The organism is Luteolibacter arcticus, assembly GCF_025950235.1.
Classification (GTDB): Bacteria; Verrucomicrobiota; Verrucomicrobiia; order Verrucomicrobiales; family Akkermansiaceae; genus Haloferula; species Haloferula arctica.
Window position 1 is genome coordinate 18313 of sequence record NZ_JAPDDT010000003.1, and the last position, 21927, is coordinate 40239.

Consider the following 21927-nt stretch of genomic DNA (forward strand, 5'->3'; position numbering starts at 1 on the left):
CATGACCGACTACGCCAAAGGCCTCGAAGGAGTCATCGCCAATGAATCCGCCCTCAGCAACGTGGAGGGTGCCGAAGGCCGCCTCAGCTACCTCGGTTACAGCATCGAAGACCTCGTCGAAAACTGCACCTACGAGGAAGTCGTCTACCTCCTCCACCGCGGTCGGCTGCCGAATCCCGCGGAACTCGCCGATGGCGAATCCCGCCTGCGCGCCGAGCGCAACCTGCCGGACGGCGTGATCGATTTCCTCAAGGCCGCGCCGAAAGACGCGAACCCGATGGACGTGGCCCGCACCGCGGTCTCCATGCTCGGCCTCTACGACAAGCGCGCCTCCATCGGCACGCCGGACCTGGAGAAGGACGCCGCGATCGCACTCTCCATTTGTGCCAAAATCCCGATCATCGTCGCTGCCTTCCACCGCTTCCGCCAAGGCCTTGAGCTGCCGCCGATCCGCACCGACCTTTCCGAGGCCGGTCATTTCCTCTACCTGATCACCGGCGAGGTGCCGACCGACGTGGCCACCCGCACGCTCGATGTCGCCCTGACCCTGCACGCCGATCACGGAATGAACGCGTCCACCTTCTCGGCTCGCGTCACCGTCGCCACGCTGTCGGACATGTATTCGGCCATCACCTCGGCGATCGGCACACTCAAGGGCCCGCTCCACGGCGGTGCCAACGAGGGCGTGATTCACATGCTCCAAGGCATCGGCGAACTCGACAAGGTGGACGTTTGGGTCGAGGAACGGTTGACCCGCAAGGAAAAGATCATGGGCATCGGCCACCGCGTCTACAAGGTGCTCGATCCCCGCGCCCCGCACCTGCGCAAGCTGGCCATCCAGCTTACCGAGGAACTCGGCGAACCCAAGTGGATCCAGATGTCCGAGCGCATCGCCGAGATCATGCGCGACCGCAAGGGCCTCAACGCGAACGTCGATTTCTACTCGGCCACCGTTTACTACTCGCTCGGCATCCCGACCGATCTCTTCACCCCGATCTTCGCCATCGCCCGCGCCTCCGGTTGGACAGCGCAGGTGCTCGAGCAGCTCCGCGACAACCGCCTGTATCGTCCGCTGACGCTCTACACCGGCCCGCAAGGACCGCTGCCGATCACGCCGATCGAGGAGCGGTAAGGATTCGTGGCCTCGGCATCCTTCCGGGGAGCCTTTGTCATCGCAAGGCGGCTCTTCGTCCCAACGGGACGACTTATAATAGCCCGGCACGCAGTGCCGGGTAAAACTCCGCTGACCATCGCGTCACAACGTGACGCCTCATGCGGTGAACGGCTGAGTCCTCGGCCCGCTCCGAAGACTCCATTCAATGATGCTCTTCGAAGAAGAAATGCGGGTCCGAAATGAATGCGCGGCAGATTGAGGATCAAACTTCCGCACCCCGCATAAAGTCTCCCGTTGGGAGACCAAGCCTTTGTCGGCAATCCCCGGCACTTCGTGCCGGGCTTTTATGAGTCGTCCCGTTGGGACGGAAGAGTCGTCCACTTCCGGACCCTGCCAAGCCGCTCACTCCTTCAACCGAATCTTCAGCTCACCCGAGGAAACCTTCATCTCCTCGATCCCGGCGATCTTGCCGCCTTTTCCGCCGCCGAGGATCTCGCCGAGGACATCCTTGCCCTTGAGCTGGCCGAGCCAGTCATTCGGCAAGGAAACACCCCACAGGGTGAAGTCGTCGAGCACCAAGCTCGGGATGCCTTCCGTGGTCTTCACGATGAAGCGGGCGCGGGCCTTGAGCTTCTTGCCGCCGACCACCGGAACGTCAGGATCGAGATCGGTCTCGTAGCGCGCGTGCACCGCGTCGGTGGCGAGTTCCAGCTTCAGCTTCTCGCCGAGCGTCGTGTGCTCATTGAGCAGGCCATTCAGTTCGCGCTCGGTCAGCACGATCTCCTTCTTGCCCTTCTCGTAGATAGGCTCCGTGGGTTTCTCGACTTGCTGGATCGCTTCCACCTTCTGCTGCACCACCACCTTCTCATCAGCGGTGAGCTCGACCGGTTTGATCGGCCGGTTCGTCCACCAGATCACGCCGATGGCCACGACCAGCACGGCAATGATGCCGACCAGCACCGGCACGAGGCAGGACTTCTTGCGAGGAACGGGAGGCGGCGACGACTCGGACATGGCAACGCGCAATCTAGCGGGAGATCTTTTCCCAAAAAGCAAAATCCCGGGCCGGCTTGGAGGCCGGTCCGGGATTAAAAAGAGTGGAGGCGAGGGGAGTTGAACCCCTGTCCGAAACATCTTTCATGCGGGCATCTACACGTTTATCCTACGGTCTGGTATTTCGGAGAGTTTCGGCCCGTCGGCGGCGTCTTCTCTCCTAGGATCCTGTTTAATCTCGCCAAGATGCCCGGTTCCCCGGCTTCCTGGCCAGCCTGCTAAGTGTTCGCCGTCCCCCTCAGTAGGCGTCGGGGTTCAGGCGTGGCTGTCAATTAAGCAGCCAGTGCGAGCTCGTTAGAGTCTGCATTTATTTGTTTTGAACGGCTTTTTTAGGAGGCCAGCCGATCAACCTCCACGTGCAGCCAGCACTGCGAACATCCCGTCGAAACCAGTACGCCCCCTTTGCTGACGGCCCGACCATGCCTCCGCGCGCCCGCCGGTGCAAATGGAATTTCCATGGCCGGATTCCATCGCCAGAGTAGCGGCGATGAACGTGCAGCACTACCAAGTCCATGACGGCTTGTTCGCGGGCGAGTATCCGGGAAGCCTCGCACCGGAGGTCACCGAGGACCGTTTGAAATTCCTCATCGGCAAAGGCGTCCAAACATTCATCGACCTCACCACCTCCCACGACCGGCTCGATCCCTACGAACCGGTGCTGCGCGAACTCGGCGAGGGCCTGACCCGCCACTCCCACGAAATCCCGGACCTAGGCGTTCCGACCTCGCCCGAGGTGATGCGCGGGATCCTTGACCTCCTGCGGGCCGAGCTCGACGCCGGCCGGGTCTGTTACGTCCACTGCTGGGGCGGGATCGGCCGCACCGGCACCGTGATCGGCTGCTGGCTGAAGGAATCCGGCATGGACGCCGCCGCCGCGCTCGATGAAGTGCAGCGCCGCTACGCTGCCGGCATGCCAAAGGCGATCCACCATCCCCGCTCCCCGCAAACCCCGCAACAGATACGCTACGTGGAGGAGTGGCCGTGACTCCACGCCGGGCGCTTCCCCTCCTCGCAATCGCCTGCTGGCTCACCGCAGGCTGCGAACGCACAGCGCCCGTCGCCAAGGCGGCACCCGACCGCACGCCCGCCTTCTGGGTCTGGCACCGCAGTTCCGCCTTGGCCCCCGCGGAGAAGGAATCGCTCCCCGCAGGTAGCCGCCTCTACCGCCAGATCGCCGAGTTCGGCTGGCGCGATGGAGCCTGGTCGCCGCGAGCGGTGGCGAAGGCAGACGTTTTGTTAGAAAACGAGATCCCCGTCGTCCGCCTCGACCCCGGCCCCGCCTTCCTCGAACGCCCCGATGCCGCCGCCATGCTCGCAAAGTGGCTGCGCCACCACTTCCAAGACAAAGTCCCGGCATCGCTCCAGCTCGATCACGATTGCCCGGTGCGCCTGCTGCCACGCTACGCAGCCTTTCTTCGCGAGCTGCGAGGCGAGCTCGCCTTGAAGGAAATCTCCATCACCGCTCTCGCCGGCTGGATCGATTCGCCCGCTTTCAAGCAACTCGGCGAAGCCGCCGATGAACTGCTGCCGATGTTCTACGACCTGACCGCCGATCCGCCGCAGGACATCGCCGCCGGAAAGGCCAAGCCGATGGCCGGCCCCGAAGCAGCAGCATGGATCGCCCGCTGGAAATCCTGCCGCACCCCATGGTGCGCCGGGCTTGCGAATTTCGAGCGGCTCTCGCTCTTCGAAGCGGACGGCAAGCTGGTCGGCCACCTCAAGCAATGGACGCCCGAAAGCATCGCCCGCGCCGACTTCCTCGAAGCGCTCCCGCAATTCACCGGCGGAACCGGATATCGCATCACGAGCGCCGCCAGCCTCCACGGCACGCAGCTCCAGGCATCACAGCTCCTCATCTGGCGCGCGCCGGATGCCGAAAGCCTCCGCGGCCTGATCGCCGCTGCCTTCGATGCCGGTGCGCGCGGCATCGTCTGGTTCGCTTTGCCCGGCCCCGGCCTGCGAGCGGCGCATTCGCCCTCCCATCTCGCCGCCCTCGCCCGCGGCGAAGTACCCGCGCATGGCGTGACGGCGAAGCTCGAAAGCAACGGCAGCATCGTGCTGCGAAACGCCGGCCCCGGCGACCTTTCACTGGCCCTTGGCGCGCCGCTTCACCGGCTTATGTTGCGGTCGCATGAAGCCGGCACGTTCACCACCGCTGGGCCGGGCGAGTTCGCCGAAGTCGCCACTCCCCTGCCGCCGAAATTTTCCCACGAAATAGTGTTATCTTTTCCGCGCTTGCTCGTAGGTGAGGAAATCGCGAGCGAATCCGGCCTGATCCCCGTGCGGGGTGTCCGTGAACTCCAGTGGTCCCTTGACGACTCCACTCCCGCTCCACTCCCATGAAACGTCGCGTCCTCGTTTTGACGCCCCTGCTCCTCGCCTGCGGTCCGTTCTTCTACCAGGCTCCGCCGCCGCTCGAAAGCTATCCCCAGCGCATCCCCGGCAAGGGCTGGCGCGATCTCTTTGCCGAAACGAAGCCCGCACCGGCGGATGCGGCAAGCTCGCCCGAATTGATCGATGCCTGCGAAGTGCTCGTCGATGAACTGCCGAAGCTCCCGCAAGCGGAACGGTTATCGAAGATCGATGCGCTGCTCGCCCGCAACCGCGAGGGAGACTTCCGGCTGCGCACTGCGAATCTCCTCCACGAACTGCGCGAACTTGCGGCCGACGATACCGCCCTCGCAGTTGCCGGGGACTATTTGAAATGGCGGCTCGATCGCCTCGAAAAACCCGCAGGGTTCGTCCTGCGCCCGCCGGTCAAAACCTGGGAAATGAGCGAAGATGAGTTCATCGTTGCCACTCGCGCGTACGCGGCGAGCCAAGCCGGGGCCTTCGAGTGGCTGGACCGCGAGGTGGCGTCGGGGCCCGCGATACTACGCGCGAACCTGATGGTGCAGAAGGGCGCGATCACGATGGAATACGGCGACTTTGCCGAGGCCCGAGACACCTTCACCGGCATGATCGGCCTGTTCCCGGATCATCCGCGGGTCGAGCCTGCCCGGCTGATGCTGGGGCGCTGCTTGCTTGAATTGGCCCGGACCCAATCGCGGGAAGCGGACGTCACACGCGATGACCGGAAGCGCATCGATGAGTTACTCACGGAGGCGATCCACGAGTTCGGGCTCTGCCTCGATTCCCGCGGCCGCTTCGCCGCGGATGCTTCCGGCTGGCTCGCCGCCGTCGCTCTGGAGCGCCGCGATTTCAGCGAGGCGATCCGCCGTCAACTCCATCGGCTCGATCTTCAGCCGACCCGCGAAGTCACCCGCTCCGTGCTGCGCGAGTGCGACCGGATCTTTACCTCCTTGCTGGAAAGAGACGTCGGTCAGGACGACCACTTCGACGACGGAGGAACCGATCAGTATCTACCTTTTGACGAAATGGCGAAGCACCCTGCGGTCATGCGCCTCTTCGTCGGCCATGCCCTCGATCCCGCCGCACGGGAGGAACTACCATCCGCCCACGAGAACTTCGGAAGCGACCGCGGCACGCTCGATTTCCTACATCGCCGGATCATCCGTCCCCAATCGTTGACCAGACGCTCACTCACCGCACTGGGAACTGCGGTCGTGAAGGAAGCCGGGGTTTCAAAGCCGGACGCGCTTACCCTGCTCATCCTCGGGTGGGCCTCCTACCGCGAAGGCGAGGTGCCGCAGGCATTGGCCTTGTTCGACCAAGCGCAGGCGCTCCAGCCGAGCGATGAACTCGTTCAGGGCCGGGCGCTCGCGCTCACGGCTCTGGGACGTCACCGCGAGGCGGCCGGTGCTTACGCGGAGCTCACGAAGAACTTCCCGGAAAGCTCCATCGCAAAGAACTCCATTTTCGACCATGCCATATCCCGCTTCCACGCGGGCGAGGCGGGCGAAGCGCTGCTCATGCTCTGCGGCACACGCCCCGATGGCTCCTGGCTGCCCGCAGCACCCCTGCATCCGGAACACGAGCCGGTGCAATGGATCGACGGCATCGCCCAATTCGCACCGCTCGACCAACTCGCCGCACCGCTGTCGCGATTGGCCGAGAACGATCCGCAGACGAGGCTGCTGCGCACGATTGTCCGTAGCCGTGCCTTGTGCGCGGAGAATTTTGCACTCGCCCGCCGCTACCTCAATCCGGCGGGGGAGGTCGTGCCGGACACCGACTACGGCTTCGCGGAACTCCCGCGCGGCATAGGCCTCACCGCCGCGACCTGGCAGCAGGAAGTCGAGTCGCTGGCCGGAGCCACCGAGTTGTTAGAACCCGCGCCGGCAGATCAGAGGGCCCGCAAGCACCTCCAGATCGGCCGCCGTTGGAAAGAGTTGCGCGGTCGCCTGACGCTGCCGCTTCACAGCCTCTTCGACTACTCGCAGAGCGAGGGCGAAAAGCTGGAACAACTCCGCCGCAAAAACGCCGCCTTCCTCGGTTTCGCAACGGACGCCATCACGGCGGAACTCGACTCGCGCGATGAACTCCACCACGCGCTGCGCCACTTCCTCATCGCCGCGGAGAGCACCGACCCCGACGTCGCCGCGCCTGCCTTGGAGGAGGCGAATGAGGCCGTGTTCCGGCTCGCGGAATTTTCCCACTACCGCTGCTCGCGCGCGGTGGAAACGGATGCCGCCGGCTTGTCGCGCAAGCTGGTCGAACGGCTGCGGAATGATTTCCCGGATAGCCCCGAGACCGCCCGCGCGGTGAGGTGGACCTTCGCGCCGCCCGCCTTGTTAGGCACATGGATGCCGGGCGACTACACGCCCGGAAATTCCGCCGATGCGATCGAGTCCGCCGTTATCGATCCAAAGTCGGGCCGCTGGCGTGAATGGGAGCCGAAGCCCGGCGATGCCGAGGGCGAGCGGCTGAGCCAAGCCTTTGGCGGCCTCTTCATCGTGCCGGACGCCGACATGCCCGCCCTCCGCAAGCGGCTCGCCGACTTCCGCGCAGACTTCGACCGCACCCGCCACCTCCTGGCTGAGAACGACGTCCTCGCCCTGGTGGATGACCTCGACGACCTGGCTTCCGCTGCAGAAGCGCCCGGGATCACGCCGGACCTTTTCAGCCGCTATGCCTCCGTCCGCCGGGCGAAGGCCCCGCCACCACCGGCTGCCGGCGAGTGGGCACCGCTTGCCCCGTGGCTCGCCTTCCTCGATCGTATCCGCCCGGTAACCATGCCCGACGGCTACACCCGGGCGAACGACGACACGGTGGAATCATGGGAGCGCTACCTGCGCGACTTTCCGAATGGCTCGAAGACGGAAGCAGCCTCGCTGCGCCTGCTCCGCATGAAGGTCCGCGCCGCCTGCCCCATCCCGCAGGTGCAAGCCTTCCACTTCCCCGAGTCGCCGATCCTCAACGGCTACAAGCGGCTGACCCGCCCCTCCGCGGTCGATGAGGCCAAGCTGCGCGCACTGAGCAAGGCACTCGACGAGCATGAATCGAGCTTCCCCAGCGGGCGCTATCGGGCCGACCTCCGTGTGCTGCGGGCGGCGATCGCCGCGCAATCGCGCGACTATCCGGTGGCCGTGAAGTGTCTCGCCGAAGTGCTGGCCGATCCGGCGCACCCGGAACTGCGTATGAATGCGGGGCTGCAATTCTCGGAGGTTTCGCTCCGGCTGTTAGACAAGAACGAGCGAGCCGCCGTGGCTGCCGCTTTCCGGGCCGAACGCTCCGCGACGCCGTTCCTGAAGAATCTGATGCATGGGGACACCTGCTTGTTCCGGTTGCGACCGCTGATGGCGTGGCTGGAGAGCCCTTAAGTGCCAGAAGGCACTCTTGCTCTTCGTAGCGGAACGACGCAGTCATTCCGCTACGAAGACAGCCTTCCCATCACAGATGCCCTTCCTGCACGCCGGGTGCGATGATCTCGTTCGAGAGCTTGTTGTGGAACTCGAACAAGTCCGTCCGCCGGTCGGTCACGGGCGTGACGCTGCCATTCAGGCGTGAACGATAGAGGTCCGTGATGTCGAGGTCGGTGACGAGCATCGTCTCCACGTTCGCATCGGCCTCCGCCTGGATGCCATCGCGGGCGAATTCGAAATCGCTCGGGGTGAACACCGCCGCGCGGCCGTAGTGAATGTCCATCGCCGGCACGTCCGGCAGGTTTCCCACCACGCCGGCGGTGGCGACGAAAATCTGGTTCTCGATCGCCCGCGCCGCGGCACACAGGCTGACGCGCAGGTAGCCTTGGCGATTGTCCGTGCAGTACGGGATGAAGAGGATCTCCACACCACGATCGGCCAGATAGCGCGCCGCTTCCGGGAACTCCACATCGTAGCAGATCAGCACGCCGATCTTCGCCTTCGGCGTCTGCAGCACGATCAGCGAATCACCACCGGAAATGCCCCACCAGGTTTTCTCCGACGGCGTGATGTGCAGCTTCGGCTGCGACGCATAGGTGCCATCCGGCTTGAAGATCATCGAGGTGTTTTCCAAGCGCCCGTCTGGCTGCGGCACCGGGTGCGAGCCCGCGATGAGATACAGCCCCTGCTGGCGCGCGAGGCCGCTCATCAGCTCGATGAATTGCCCCGTGTATTCCGAGAGCTTGCGGATGCCTTCGCGCGAGCCGAGCGGTTGAAGCGCACTCAGCAACTGCACTGTTAGAAACTCGGGGAACAGGACGAACTCCGCGCCGTAGTCCTCACCGGCGGTCTCGACGAAGTAACGGATCTGCTTGGCGAACTCGTCAAAGTCCGCGATCTTCCGCATCTGATACTGCACGCAGGCGACGCGCACCTTGGTCGATTGCTCGGCGGGTGCCTGGTAGTCCTGGTTGATCCATTCGATCAGCGCGGCGTGGTCTCGCGAGCGATGGTCGTGGAGGTAGTTCGGCATAATGCCGCGCACCGCGAAGCCCTGCTTGATCTGGAAGCCGAGCACCGGATCGGCGATCTTCCCATCCTGCACCTGCCAGACGTATTCCTCCGGGGTGAGTCGTCCGGCGTGTTCGTCATAGTGCCACAGCCGCGCCCCGGCGAGGATGCGGCGCAGATTGAGGCGGCGGCACAGGTCGCGCCGCGCGGCATAGAGCGCGGCCCCGATGCCGAACTTGCGGGCGTCCGGATCGACATATACGTCGGCCCCGTAGAGCGTGTCGCCCTGGGGGTCGTGATTGTAGAAATAGCCGGCGTCGGTGATGCCGTCGTAGGTGTGCTTCCGCAGCGGATTGCGGCCCAGTGAGACGATCAGCGAGGAAGCCGCGCCAAGGATCTTGCCATCCTTCTCCGCGATGAGCTGGCCCTCGGGAAACACGTGGAGGTGGGAGCGCAGGTGCTTTTCGTTCCACGGCCCGCCGGCATCATTCGGCTGCGGGAAGCAACGGCGATGCAGCGCCAGGATCGCCGGGATGTCGGCAACGGTCGGATTGCGGACAAGGACGGTTCCCAGCTTGGTCTCGTGGTCTTTCGGCGGCACGAGGGTAAGAGAACCCAGAAACCACAGGCCAGAAACTAGAAAATGCGAGGAGGTGCCCCACTCCATGGTTCCCCCGATCCCGGAGGGATCACAGCGAGTAGCCGGTGGTCGCAGCCGCGCAGCGGCGAAGACCACCGGATCCAAGGCGCGCGCGAAAAGAATCCCGGAGGGGATTCCAGCCGGGCCGGAAGCACCTCGCGGCGTCTAACAATTTTCACCACGCCGGAGTGAGCACGAGGATGCCATCCGCGTCCGCCATTCATACCCGGCTTGAACCCCCATCCGGGGTTCCCTTCCTGCTGGCATCCATCCGGGGGTGGCGCTGCGCTTACCCCCGGCTACTAGCTGCTTTCCCTCCGGGAAAGTTGAGGCCGGATATCCGATCCGAGGTTTTGCAACAGTCTGGTGACACCGTCCCTACGGATCGCAAAAACGCAGGCACTACTCCGCATCGTAAGCGCATTGGTGACAATGCGGAAGCACCGGAGGAGTCCGCTTTCGGGAACTACTCCGCGGTGTCACCACCGCCCCTACCATGGAAAATAGTAAAGCCCCGCCGGATGAACCAGCGGGGCTTCCTTGAATCTTCAGTGCGGCGTGAGGCCGCACTTCAGCGCTTCTCAATAGCGGTAGTGATCCGCCTTGTACGGACCTTCCACCGGCACAGTGATGTAGTCAGCCTGCTCCTGGGTGAGCTTGGTCAGCTTCGCACCCACCTTCGCGAGGTGGAGGCGGGCCACTTCCTCGTCGAGCTTCTTGTCGAGCACCTTCACTTCGCCGGGCTTGTAGGTGTCCTTGTTCTTCCAGAGGTCGATCTGGGCGAGCGTCTGGTTGGTGAAGCTGTTGGACATCACGAAGCTCGGGTGGCCGGTGGCGCAGCCGAGGTTCACCAGGCGGCCTTCGGCGAGCATGTAGATGCTGTCGCCACTCGGGAAGGTGTACTTATCCACCTGTGGCTTGATGTTCGTGCGCGTCACGCCGGGAGCGGCGTTGAGCTTGTCGATCTGGATCTCGTTGTCGAAGTGGCCGATGTTACAAACGATCGCCTGATCCTTCATCTTCTCCATGTGCTCGAGGCGGATGATGTCGAAGTTGCCGGTGGTGGTGACGTAGATGTCGCCCCAGCCAAGGGTGTCCTCGACGGTCAGCACGCGGAAGCCTTCCATCGCGGCCTGCAGCGCGCAGATGGGGTCGACTTCGGTGACGACGACCTGGGCGCCTTGGCCGCGGAGCGCTTGGGCACAACCCTTACCGACATCGCCGTAGCCGCAGACGACACCGACCTTGCCGGAGATCATCACGTCGGTGGCGCGCTTGATGCCATCCACCAGCGACTCGCGGCAGCCGTAGAGGTTGTCGAACTTCGACTTGGTAACGGAGTCGTTCACGTTGATCGCAGGCACGAGCAGGGTGCCGGCCTTCGCCATCTGATAGAGGCGGTGGACGCCGGTGGTGGTCTCTTCGGAGACACCCTTCCAGTCCTTCACCATCTTCGCGAAGATGCCGGGCTGCTCGGCATGGATCTTCTTGAGGAGGTCCTTGATGACCTTTTCCTCAAGCGAGCCGGACGGGGTGTTGACCCAATCGGAGCCATTCTCCAGTTCGTAGCCCTTGTGGATGAGCAGGGTGGCGTCACCGCCGTCATCGACGATGAGTTCCGGGCCGAGGCCGGCCGGGTTGACCAGCGCCTCCCAAGTGCACCACCAATATTCCTCAAGCGTCTCGCCCTTCCAAGCGAACACCGGGATACCAGAAGCAGCAATTGCGGCAGCAGCGTGGTCTTGCGTCGAGAAGATGTTGCAAGAGACCCAGCGGACCTCGGCACCAAGGGCGACCAGAGTTTCGATCAAGACAGCCGTCTGGATCGTCATGTGCAGCGAGCCCATGATGCGGACGCCCTGCAGCGGCTTCTCAGGACCGTACTTTGCACGCGTCGCCATCAGACCGGGCATTTCATGCTCGGCGATTTCGATTTCTTTCCGGCCGAATTCCGCAAGCGAAATATCGGCGACCTTATAGTCAGTGAAGGTAGTGGACATGGTATTGTATTTTCGAATTTTTGACCGCGGATGTCGCGGATGGCACGGATGAAGAATCCAATATCTTCATCCGCGAAATCCGTGTGATCCGCGGTTCATTCAGTTACTTGATGGCTTTTTGAAGGGCGGCGACCTTGTCGGTGCGCTCCCAGGTGAGGTCCGCATCGTCCTTGCCGAAGTGACCGTAGTTGGTGGACTTGCTGTAGATCGGACGGAGCAGGTTGAGCTGCTTCACGATGTCAGCGGGCTTGAAGGAGAAGACCTTCAGCACCGCGGCGAGGATCTTATCATCGGAAACGATGCCGGTGCCGAAAGTATCGACGTGGACACTGACGGGCAGAGGGTGACCGATCGCGTAAGCGAACTGGATCTCAACCTTCTTCGCGAGGCCGGCGGCGACGACGTTCTTGGCAACCCAGCGGCCCATGTAGGCAGCCGAGCGGTCGACCTTCGACGGGTCCTTGCCGGAGAAGGCACCACCACCGTGGCGGCCCATGCCACCGTAGGTATCGACGATGATCTTGCGGCCGGTCAGGCCGGAGTCGCCCTGAGGGCCACCGATCACGAAGTTCCCGGTCGGGTTGATGAGATACTCGGTGTCCTTGGTGAGCATGTTCTTCGGCAGGACCTTTTTGATGACCTGGTCGATGCAGAACTTCTCAATCGTGGCGTGCTCCACACCGGCAGCGTGCTGGGTGGAAATGACGACGTTCACGATGCGGGTCGGCTTGCCATCCACGTACTCGACGGAGACCTGCGACTTGGCGTCGGGGCGGAGCCACTTGACCTTGCCGCTCTTGCGGATGCGGGTCAGCTCGCGGCCGAGGCGGTGCGCATACATGACCGGGGCGGGCATCAGCTCCGGCGTTTCGTCGCAGGCATAGCCAAACATGATGCCTTGGTCACCGGCGCCTTGCTCGGCGTGCTTCTTGCCTTTCGCCTTCTTGGCATCCACACCCTGCGCGATGTCGGGCGACTGGCCGGTGAGGTAGTTGTTAATGAACAGCGTGTCGGCATGGAAGATGTCGTCGCCATTGGTGTAGCCGATGCCGCGGACGGCGTCGCGGATGACCAGTTCGTAGTCGATCTTGGCCTTGGAGGTGATCTCGCCACCGACGACCACGATGTTCGACTTCACGAAGGTTTCGCAGGCGACGCGGCTCTTCGGGTCCTGAGCGAGCAGGGCGTCGAGGATGGCGTCGGAGATGGTGTCAGCCACTTTGTCCGGATGGCCTTCGCCGACGGACTCGGAAGAGAAAATGTAGGTGCTCATGAGCGGGTCAAATTTCGTATCGTCAAATCGCGATGGGTTGATGTATCCGTCTGTCCATGCCGTCAATGCTGAAATCCCTGAAGCTGCTCACCGACCCCACGCGGCTGCGGATCCTGCTGCTTTTGGACGCGGAAGCGCTGAGCGTGGCAGACTTGCAGGAGCTGCTCGGAATGGGCCAGAGCCGGATTTCGACGCAGCTCTCACAGCTCAAAGGAGGCGGCTTGGTGACCGACGAGCGCAGCGGGAAGCACAATTTCTACCGCTCCGAAATGGGGCCGGACCTGCTGAAGCTTGCGAAAGAGGCGGCCAAGGAGCTGCCGGAGGTCGAAAAGGACCTGTCAGCCCTCCGCCACCTGCAGCGCAAGCGCCGGGACAAGACCCGGGCCTATTTCGACGAGCTGGCCGGGCGATTCGGGAAGGACTACGTGCCCGGCCGCTCTTGGAAGGGACTGGCGGAGGCGCTCCTGAAAGTGACCAACCAGGGCGTGGTCGCCGACCTCGGCGCAGGCGAGGGCACGCTCGCCCAGATGCTCGCGCGCCAGGCCGAGCGAGTGATCGCAGTGGACTTGTCGCCGAAGATGGTCGAGTTCGGCAGCGAGCTGGCCCGACGCCACGAACTCCCGAATTTGGAATACCGGCTCGGCGACATCGAGGACCCACCGCTGGACGATGCCTCGGTGGATCTCGCCTTTCTCAGCCAAGCCCTCCACCACGCCGGCACGCCGGAGAAGGCGCTCCAGCAGGCATTCCGGATCGTGAAGCCCGGCGGCCGGCTGGTGGTCCTGGATCTACTCCAACATACGTTTGAACAAGCACGCGAGCTGTATGCTGACGTGTGGCTCGGCTTCAGCGAGGGCGAGCTGGCGGCCATGCTGGAGAAGGCGGGCTTCGCGGACATCGAGACCGCCGTGGTCGACCGCGAGCCGGAGCCCCCTCATTTTCAAACGCTGCTTGCCGTGGCGAAAAAGCCCGCGTGACGATCGGCTGAAACGGGTGTTGGTTCGGCGCGTGTTTCGACTCTTCGTCCTCTCCGTCTCGCTCACTACGCTGTCGTGTAAAAGCTGGCAACCGGCTGACTCCCCAGTAACAGCCGAGTTACCGACAGCTGACCCGAATCAGTCGCTTGAAGCACTTGATGGAAACGAATTAGAGCCAGATCGCAAACGTTCGATTGAGGCATCCTCTCCGGGAGTTACTCACAATCTACTAACACCATCCACAAGCCGACCATCCTTCGCACCGGTTGCGCTTCAAACAATGGTTGCCGGTATTCAATTCATCGCCGTCGCCTTCGACAGCCGCACGCATCGCCTCACCATCGCCGATCAGGACGGTGGTCCCGGATCGCGTTGGGCGGACGCCGCCGCGGCGGGACGGGAACTCGGCGGGATCGCCGCGGTGAATGCCGGCTTCTTCACACCGGAGGGCAAGCCGCTCGGACTGGTCGTAACTGGCGGGAAGCGTGTTGGCTCGATCAACCGCGCCTCCTCGCTCGGCGCGGGGATGTTCGTCGGCGGCAACTCCCCCGCCCTGCAGCGGCGGGAGCAGGGGAACGGCGCTTCGGAGGTCCTGCAAAGCGGCCCCTTCCTCGTTGAAAACGGCCGCCTGATCTCCGGCCTCAGCCAAGACAGCTCGACCGCCCGCACGATCGTCGGCTGGGATGGCGGGCAGGGCTGGTTCATCGCCCGGACGGGTGCTTGTTCGCTGGCTGGTCTCGGACAGGCGCTGGCCGCGGCGGAATTGGGAGGGGTGAAAGCCCGCACGGTCCTCAATCTCGACGGCGGCCGCTCGTCCGATCTTTGGGTGTCATCCTCAGTCCCTGGCGGACCCATTTCCCAACGCCCGTTCTGGAACAAGCCGGTGCGGAATTTCCTCGTGCTCGTGCCCCGCAACTGAGCGGATTGGAAAATTGGTTCGCATATATGAAATTTCACCAGACCGCGAGATCATCGTCGCGATCCGTTGAAATCAGGCACATTTCCGTGTGTCAGGATTGCCCTTGGACAGTCCGGCGGGGGAGTGCTAGTCGTCTGCCGCTAGCCAAGGTCGCCATCCCCCGAAGCCTATGAAACCCCTCTTTTGCGCCATTGCCGCCCTGTCGTTTGCGTCCTGCGCTCAAGTCAGTCACTTGAAGACCGCCACGGTCGGCGGTTTTTCGAAGGTTTCCGGCGGTCTCGCCAAGGCCGGCGATGCGACCAAGGACTCCTTTGCGAAGCTCATGCCGGCCCGCATCCCGGTCGTCGAAGTGCGTGAGAAGGACCTCAAGGAATTGAAGACCGGCGAGCAACAGGCTCTGGCATTTGAAAAGACCCGCCGCAACCGGTTCTGGGGCATGTTCAGCGGTCCCGTCGATTTCCAAGAGCCAGCGCTGCCTTCCGATGCCGGCAGCATGGATGGTGAATTGCTTCCGCCTCCTCCGGTGGAGTGATTTTCGCGGACTCCGCGAAATTTTCGGTCGTTTTTCTAAACCCAAGGAGGGACGGCCACATTCAGAAAGTGTCCATGAAACCCAAAACCCTCCCCTGCATAGCACTCATCGTGCTCGGCACGCTCTCCGTTGCTTCCGCAGCGTCCGGCATTTTCGGAACTGGCACCGTGCTCGGCGTCAACGGAACCAAGACGCTCTACGCGACGACGTTACTGAATGACAGCCGTCACGCCCCGATCAATGTCACTCCCCCGACTTTGGATCTGGATGGCATCCCGTCGTCGGTCGGCACCTTCAACCCCACTGTCGGTGATACCTTGGTGCTGCGCGGAGGCGAAATGCTGACCTTCAAAAACGGCACCGACGACATCACGGGTGCCACGATCCACTACCGCATCGACGGCGGTTCGTTCCAGACATTCAACCTCTCGTTCAATGAAAACCTGAATGGGAGCGACCAGCGTTGGTACGGAGAAGGAGCCAACGTCAATTTGCTCACTGGTCTCAGCAATGGGAATCACACGCTGCAGGTGTTTTACACCGCGCCATTCACTTTCACCGGCGGTTCGGGCACCCACACCATCAACAACGGCACCGCCAACTATTCGTTCAATTTCACCGTGGTTCCCGAGCCCGCCACGGCGCTGCTGGGTTCCTTCGGCCTTCTGGCATTGCTTCGCCGCCGCAAGTAACCCTCCTCGCAACCTCCTTGGAAAAAGCCCGGCCGATTCCTCCGCCGGGCTTTTTCATTTTCACCGGCGCGCCTTCATTCGGACGTTGGCAAGCCGCCGGGCATGCCCTACCCCTCGCCCCGCCATGCTCAAAGCCGGAATCGTCGGACTCCCGAACGTCGGAAAATCCACCCTCTTCAACGCCGTCACCCGCTCCCGCAAGGCGGAGGCTGCGAACTATCCCTTCTGCACGATCGATCCGAATGTCGGCATGGTGGTCGTGCCCGATTCCCGGCTCGCCGTGCTTTCGAAGATCTCCGGCTCGCAGAAGCTGGTGCCCACCGCGATCGAGTTCGTCGATATCGCCGGCCTCGTCAAAGGTGCCTCAGAAGGCGCCGGCCTCGGCAACCAGTTCCTCGCCAACATCCGCGAGACCGATGCCATCGTGCAGGTAGTCCGCTGCTTCGAGAATGACGATATCATCCACGAGCTCGGCACCGTCGATCCGATCCGCGACATCGAGATCATCAATGCCGAGCTGATCCTCGCCGACATCGCCGCCATGGAGAAGCGCCGCGTCTCCCGCGAGAAAAAGGCCAAGAGCGGCGACAAGGAATCCAAGGTCGAGGTCGAGCTCATCGACAAGCTGCTGCCGCACCTGAACGACGAGAAGCCCGCGCTCACCCTCCAGCTCAGCGATGCCGAGCGCGAGGTGATGAAGGATTTCTTCCTGCTCTCCGACAAGCGCACCATCTTCGCCTGCAACGTCGCCGAGGACGAACTCGCCGCCGCCCAGGCCGACCCCGACTCCCACCCGATGGTTGCCAAGGTCCGCAAGTTCGCCGCCGAAGCGCACGGTGCCGAGGCGGTCGTCATCTCCGCGAAGATCGAGGAGGAACTCGTGGATCTCACCCCTGAGGAAGCCACCGAGCTACTCGCCGACATGGGCATCTCCGACTCCGGCGTGTCCTCTCTCATCCGCGCCGTCTATCACCTGCTCGGCCTGCGCACCTACCTCACCACCGGCGTGCAGGAAACCCGCGCCTGGACCATCCACGAAGGCGACAAGGCCCCCGCCGCCGCCGGCGTCATCCATACCGACTTCGAGCGCGGCTTCATCGCCGCCGAGGTGGTCCACTACGACGACCTCGTCGCCGCCGGCACCAAGCACGGCGCCAAGGAAGCCGGCAAGCTGCGGATCGAAGGCAAGGAATACGTCGTGAAGGATGGCGACGTGATCGAGTTCCGCTTCAACGTGAGCAAGTAGGCTCACGGATCGTAGGCAGGCCTCAGGATCGTAGGCGCATTGGTAACAATGCGGAAGCGCCGGAGCACTCCGCCTTCAGGGAGCACTCCGCGGTGTCACCACCGCGGCTACCGCCGCGATGACAAAACGCCCTGCAACTTCTTTCCGGGTGCGAAGGTTTCATCCCGTTGGATCTTCAAACCAGCCATGAAACCAAAATCCTTGCGATTCATCCCCTTCTCTCTGGTCCTGCTCGCCACCGTCACGGCTCAGGAAACTACTCCGGTAACGCCGGCCGAGCCACCCGCGACGCCGGAGCAGCCGCCCGCCGTGAATCCCGCGGCGGACCTGACCGCTGCCGCGGAGAAGTTGGCAGCGGCCACCAGTTACGCGTGGAGCCAAACGACCTCCTTCGGTGGCAATTTCGGCGACCGCACGACCTCCGGCAAAAAAGGCAGCGGCGGCTACCTGCTCGTCACGATGCCGGGCCGCGACCAGGAGTTCCAAGTGCTTTCCCGCAAGGGCAAGGCCGCGATGCAGCGCGATGGCGCATGGATCGTCCCCAATCCCGATGGCGAGGAACAAGGCGCCGGCCGCTGGGTCGCTCGGATGGTGCAAAACCTCCGCGAACCGATCACCGATGCGAAGGATCTCGCCGCCAAGGCCAAGGACGTGAAGCTCGAGAACGGCAGCTTCCGCGGATCACTCGATGAAGCTGCCGCAAAAGAGCTGATGTCCTTCCGTGGAATGGGACGTCGCGGCGGTGGTGGGGGCGGCGGTGGGGGTGGCGGCGGAGGCACGCCGCCGGAAGTCACCGGGGCCAGCGGTTCCGTCACCTTCACGGTCACCGATGGCGTGCTGACCGGCTATGAGATGACGCTGACCGGGCGCATGAATTTCAATGGCGAGGACCGCGATGTGAATCGCACCACCAAGGTCTCCTTCACCGGGGTTGACTCGACCACCTTTGACATCCCGGAAGCTGCGGCAGGCTTGCTTGCGGAATGACCGATGAACCGGCCTCAAAACCGGTGATGCGGCGCGGGTGCCCCTCTTCAACGTAGCTGGGGCGTCTCGCCCCAGTCCGTTGCGGGGGCGTCTCGCCCTCGCTCATCCCGCAGTGCAAGTGCCAGGGCAGGGAGCCCCGCCAACCGACTGGAGCGAGACGCTCCAGCTACACGATCGCGCGAATCGCCCTGCTTTCACGAAGGTATGGGCTTCCGCGACACGCCCCATGCAAGCCAACACCACTTTCCCGGAATACCGGCCGCATCCCGCCCTCCCGTTCCGGATGATCCTCATCCCGTGCGGGGCGGAATTTTCACATTGTTCCGGCTTTTCCGTGCCCGCTGCACAGCGAGTGCTACGCTCCAGCTTATGACGTGGGAAAGAGGCTTTCACTGCTGCTTGGGAGTCGCGATTGCGACGGCGGCGATGCATTCCGCGGCCCTGGGTCAGGAGCCCACCTCCATCGAGGCCGGGCGAAGTGCCTTCCTCAAAGGCGACTACCCCGCCAGCCTCGCCGCCGCCCGGAATGCGACCACGGCGGACGAGAAGTATCCCGAGTTTGCCGCGCTCGAAATCCGCACGCTGCTGGAGACGGGCAAGTATGAGGAAGCCGCCGAGCGCGCAAATGATCTCGGTAGACGGGCCACCTTCGATCCCGAGCTCGCCTTGGAAGCCGCGAGAGCCTTGCGTGCCACCGGTGCCGAGGACGAAGCGGCCGAAATGATGGAGCGCTCCGCCCGCTTCCAACCGGACCGCCCCACCAAGGATAACTCGCGCGCCACCGTCGCTTTCGCCGAGCTGCTGCTGGAGCATCGCGTGGATGCGAAGATGGTGTTGGAGCGTCTGTTAGAGCCGGCGAAGAAAGCCGATCCCGAGGGCCGGGCGCCTTACCTCGCGCTCGGCCGGCTCGCATTGGCGAACCACGACCGACAGCTCGCCGCCGAGTATTTCCGCGAGGGCCTCAAGCGCTTCCCCAACGATCCCGACTTCAATTTCGGCCTCGAACAATCCGGCCTCGAACTCCCCGCCGCCAATCGCGAGCCCGGCATCGAGCGCTATCTAGACCTCGCGCTGAAGGCGAACCCGAAGCACACCGCCGCTCTCCTTCACAAGGCGACCGCACTCACCGGCCGCAAGGCCTTCAAGGAAGCGCAGGACACCTTCCAACAAGTGCTCGCCATCAACCCGGATCACCCCGAGGCATGGGCCGGCCTGGCCGCGATCGCGCTGGTGCAGGATGATGAAAAGACCGCGGAGGATGCCATCGAGCACGCCCGGAAGTTCTACAAAGAGAATCCACACGTCCCCGAGATCATCGGCGTGACCCTCGCGGGGCAATATCGCTTCGAGGAAGGCATCAAGCATCTAGAAGAGGCGCGACAGTTAGATTCCCTGTCGCCCTCGATCCTCTTCGAGCTCGGCTCGAATCAACTGCGCTTCGGCAAGCTTGAAGAAGGCTGGGAGAATGTCGCCCAAGCACACGAGTTGGATCCTTACAATGTCGCAGCCTTCAACCTGATGACCCTGCGCGACAAGCTCCGCGACTATCCAGTGCGGGAGAAGGATGGCGTGCGGCTCCGCATGTCGCCCGAGGACATGGCGGTCTTAGGCACCCGTGCGCTCGACCTCGCGGCCCGCGCGAAAACGACGCTCGCGGACAAGTATGGCATCACGCTTTCCGAGCCGGTGATGGTGGAGATGCTGCCGCGCCAGGAGGATTTCGCGATCCGCACCTTCGGCCTGCCCGGCGGCGAATCCTTCCTCGGCGTTTGCTTCGGCCCGCTCATCACTATGACCAGCCCGCGCGGTCGCCTGGGCCGCGCAAATTGGGAAGCCGTCCTGTGGCATGAGATGGCCCACACGATTACGCTCGATGCCAGCCGCCACCGCATCCCCCGTTGGCTTTCGGAAGGCATCAGTGTCTTCGAGGAACGAGAGGTCCACGCCGGCTGGGGCCAGGGCATGAACTCGACCTACCGCGAGCGCTTTCTCAAGGGCGAGGTCCCACCGATCACCCGGCTCGACGAGTCCTTCGCCGGCGAGGACATCATGCTCGGCTACTACCACGCCTCGCTCGTCGTGGAGTTCCTCGTCCGCGAACATGGTATCGGGGCGATGCGATCGATCCTAACCGATCTCTCCACCGGCAAGCCGGTGAGCGAGGCCATCGCCAAGCACACCAAGCCGATCGAGGAGCTGGAAAAGGCCTTTCTCGACTACGCGAAGAAGATCGCCTCCGCCTATGGCCCGGATCTCGATTGGTCGCCGCTCAGCGATGAGGAATACGTCGCCTATCGCGATGACCCCGCCGCATGGGTCACCGCGAATCCGAAGCGCTACGCCGCCATCATGATGCGCGTCTCCGCGCTCACCGAGGAGCGCGAGTGGAAGGCATCCAAGGAGCTATTGGAAAAAGTCATCGCCGCCGAACCCGCCAATCGCGAGGCCTTCAATCCCTACTGGTCGCTCGCGCTCGCCTGCCGCGGACTCGATGACGAAGCGGGCGAACGCGCCGCCTTGGTGAAGCTCCTGTCCATCGACTCGAATGTCTCCGATGCCGCGGCGCGTTTGCTTGAGCTCGTCGGCACGCTTTCTGCCGCGGAACGAGCCGCCCACGGCGATCAAATGCTCCAGACCAATCCCTTCCAGGAAAAAGCCTACCGCACGCTGGCCGCTGCGGCGAAGGAGTCCGGCGACTCGCGGCGGACCCGGGGGGCGCTGGAGTCGCTGCTGGCGCTAGGGCCGCGCGATGCCGGGCGGCTTCATTACGATCTCGCAACGCTGTTGCAGAAATCCGACCCGAAGGAATCGCGTCGGCAGCTCTTGAAAGCGCTGGAGGAGAACCCGCGCTTCCAGGCTGCCCTCGAGCTTCTCAACACTTTCCCCCCTGCCCCGACTCAATGAAGCCCGCACTCGCCATCGCCAGCATGTTGCTCTTCGCCTTCGTCGCGGATTCTTCCGGCCAGGGCTGGCGAGGTCGCAACCGCCGCGGCGAAGCGGGCCTCGGCGACCGCAATGGCGTGGAGCGCTGGCAGAATGACCCGCGCTTCCCGGACGATACCTTCCGCTTCGTCCGCCTGCGCCCGGAGTATCATCCGCAGTGGGCGACCGACTATCCGGACAGCGACCTGAATTTCTCCTTCCGCCTCCAACAGATGACGGCGATCCGCGTGCATCCGGATCCGATCGTCCTGCCGATCCTGGATCCGGAGCTGAAGAAGTATCCCTTCCTCTACAGCATCGAGACCGGCTCGCTGGAGCTAACGGAAGAGGAGGCCAAGGTGCTGCGCGAGCACTTGCTCAATGGCGGCTTCCTCATGATCGATGACTTCTGGGGCGAATACGAGTGGGAGAATACCCGCCAGCAGATGATGAAGGTCTTCCCTGACCTGCCGATCAAGGAGCTTGAGCTCGATCACCCGATCTTCAGCACGGTCTTCCCACTGAAGGTGAAGCCGCAGGTCCCGGCGATCGAGGTAGCGCTCCGCGGTCGCAGCACCGGGGTCTTTTGGGAAAAGGGCGCGGAGGGCGCGCACTACCACGGCATCTCCGACGCAAAGGGCCGCCTGATGGTCATCATTTGCCAGAATACCGACCTCGGCGATGGCTGGGAACGCGAGGGTGAGGACCCCTTCTACTTCACCGAATTCAGCGAGAAGCTGGCCTACCCGATGGGCATCAACATCGTTGTCTATTCGATGACCCACTGACTTTACTC

16 protein-coding genes and 1 other RNA gene are annotated in these 21927 nt (G+C 63.4%); 12 read left to right on the forward strand and 5 right to left on the reverse strand.

Annotation, left to right across the window (positions count from 1 at the left end; genetic code table 11):
- The first annotated feature begins 1 nt into the window (after position 1).
- On the forward strand, positions 2 to 1132 hold the full coding sequence (locus OKA05_RS08430) for a citrate synthase (RefSeq protein ID WP_264486688.1): 1131 nt from the start codon (positions 2 to 4) through the stop codon (positions 1130 to 1132).
- 384 nt (positions 1133 to 1516) lie between these two features.
- On the opposite strand, the gene OKA05_RS08435 is transcribed toward OKA05_RS08430, so the two are convergent.
- A complete protein-coding gene (locus OKA05_RS08435) occupies positions 1517 to 2128 on the reverse strand; it encodes a hypothetical protein (protein WP_264486689.1) in 612 nt (203 codons plus the stop codon).
- An 81-nt stretch (positions 2129 to 2209) separates the two neighbouring features.
- Positions 2210 to 2568: a transfer-messenger RNA gene (gene ssrA, locus OKA05_RS08440) on the reverse strand.
- Between the two features lie 86 nt (positions 2569 to 2654).
- Between ssrA and OKA05_RS08445 the strand changes: the two genes are divergently transcribed.
- From OKA05_RS08445 to OKA05_RS08455, 3 genes are read left to right on the forward strand one after another with little or no spacing between them, the layout of a single operon-like run.
- Entirely contained in the window at positions 2655 to 3152 is a 498-nt protein-coding gene (locus tag OKA05_RS08445) for a protein-tyrosine phosphatase family protein (protein ID WP_264486690.1), read from the forward strand.
- On the forward strand, positions 3149 to 4510 hold the full coding sequence (locus OKA05_RS08450; RefSeq protein WP_264486691.1) for a DUF3142 domain-containing protein: 1362 nt from the start codon (positions 3149 to 3151) through the stop codon (positions 4508 to 4510). The genes OKA05_RS08445 and OKA05_RS08450 overlap by 4 nt, the downstream gene beginning before the upstream one ends.
- Complete coding sequence (locus OKA05_RS08455) at positions 4507 to 7890, forward strand: tetratricopeptide repeat protein (protein WP_264486692.1); 3384 nt, start codon at positions 4507 to 4509, stop codon at positions 7888 to 7890. Before OKA05_RS08450 ends, OKA05_RS08455 begins: the two co-directional genes overlap by 4 nt.
- A 70-nt stretch (positions 7891 to 7960) precedes the next feature.
- Here the strand turns inward: OKA05_RS08455 and OKA05_RS08460 are convergent, their stop codons facing one another.
- The 3 genes from OKA05_RS08460 to metK form a co-directional block, all read right to left on the reverse strand.
- The gene (locus OKA05_RS08460; protein WP_264486693.1) at positions 7961 to 9544 is read right to left on the reverse strand and encodes a bifunctional GNAT family N-acetyltransferase/carbon-nitrogen hydrolase family protein; all 1584 of its coding nucleotides are present in this window, start codon (positions 9542 to 9544) and stop codon (positions 7961 to 7963) included.
- 620 nt (positions 9545 to 10164) lie between these two features.
- Positions 10165 to 11583: an adenosylhomocysteinase gene (ahcY, locus tag OKA05_RS08465; protein ID WP_264486694.1), complete on the reverse strand. Its 1419-nt coding sequence runs from the start codon at positions 11581 to 11583 to the stop codon at positions 10165 to 10167.
- 103 nt (positions 11584 to 11686) lie between these two features.
- A complete protein-coding gene (gene metK, locus OKA05_RS08470; RefSeq protein ID WP_264486695.1) occupies positions 11687 to 12856 on the reverse strand; it encodes a methionine adenosyltransferase in 1170 nt (389 codons plus the stop codon).
- Between the two features lie 56 nt (positions 12857 to 12912).
- Between metK and OKA05_RS08475 the strand changes: the two genes are divergently transcribed.
- The 8 genes from OKA05_RS08475 to OKA05_RS08510 all read left to right on the forward strand — a co-directional run bounded on the left by OKA05_RS08475 (position 12913) and on the right by OKA05_RS08510 (position 21919).
- The gene (locus OKA05_RS08475; RefSeq protein ID WP_343226957.1) at positions 12913 to 13833 is read left to right on the forward strand and encodes an ArsR/SmtB family transcription factor; all 921 of its coding nucleotides are present in this window, start codon (positions 12913 to 12915) and stop codon (positions 13831 to 13833) included.
- A 280-nt stretch (positions 13834 to 14113) separates the two neighbouring features.
- Positions 14114 to 14752, forward strand: a complete 639-nt coding sequence (locus OKA05_RS08480) for a phosphodiester glycosidase family protein (protein ID WP_264486697.1) — start codon at positions 14114 to 14116, stop codon at positions 14750 to 14752.
- A gap of 169 nt (positions 14753 to 14921) precedes the next feature.
- On the forward strand, positions 14922 to 15284 hold the full coding sequence (locus OKA05_RS08485) for a hypothetical protein (RefSeq protein ID WP_264486698.1): 363 nt from the start codon (positions 14922 to 14924) through the stop codon (positions 15282 to 15284).
- Between the two features lie 74 nt (positions 15285 to 15358).
- A complete protein-coding gene (locus tag OKA05_RS08490) occupies positions 15359 to 15976 on the forward strand; it encodes a PEP-CTERM sorting domain-containing protein (RefSeq protein WP_264486699.1) in 618 nt (205 codons plus the stop codon).
- Positions 15977 to 16100: 124 nt separating this feature from the next.
- On the forward strand, positions 16101 to 17222 hold the full coding sequence (gene ychF, locus OKA05_RS08495) for a redox-regulated ATPase YchF (protein WP_264486700.1): 1122 nt from the start codon (positions 16101 to 16103) through the stop codon (positions 17220 to 17222).
- 186 nt (positions 17223 to 17408) lie between these two features.
- Positions 17409 to 18209, forward strand: a complete 801-nt coding sequence (locus tag OKA05_RS08500; RefSeq protein WP_264486701.1) for a hypothetical protein — start codon at positions 17409 to 17411, stop codon at positions 18207 to 18209.
- A 369-nt stretch (positions 18210 to 18578) separates the two neighbouring features.
- Positions 18579 to 21113 carry a tetratricopeptide repeat protein gene (locus OKA05_RS08505; protein WP_264486702.1) on the forward strand — a complete coding sequence of 845 codons (2535 nt, stop codon included), beginning with the start codon at positions 18579 to 18581 and terminating at the stop codon, positions 21111 to 21113.
- Complete coding sequence (locus OKA05_RS08510) at positions 21110 to 21919, forward strand: DUF4159 domain-containing protein (RefSeq protein ID WP_264486703.1); 810 nt, start codon at positions 21110 to 21112, stop codon at positions 21917 to 21919. Before OKA05_RS08505 ends, OKA05_RS08510 begins: the two co-directional genes overlap by 4 nt.
- Positions 21920 to 21927 lie beyond the last annotated feature (8 nt).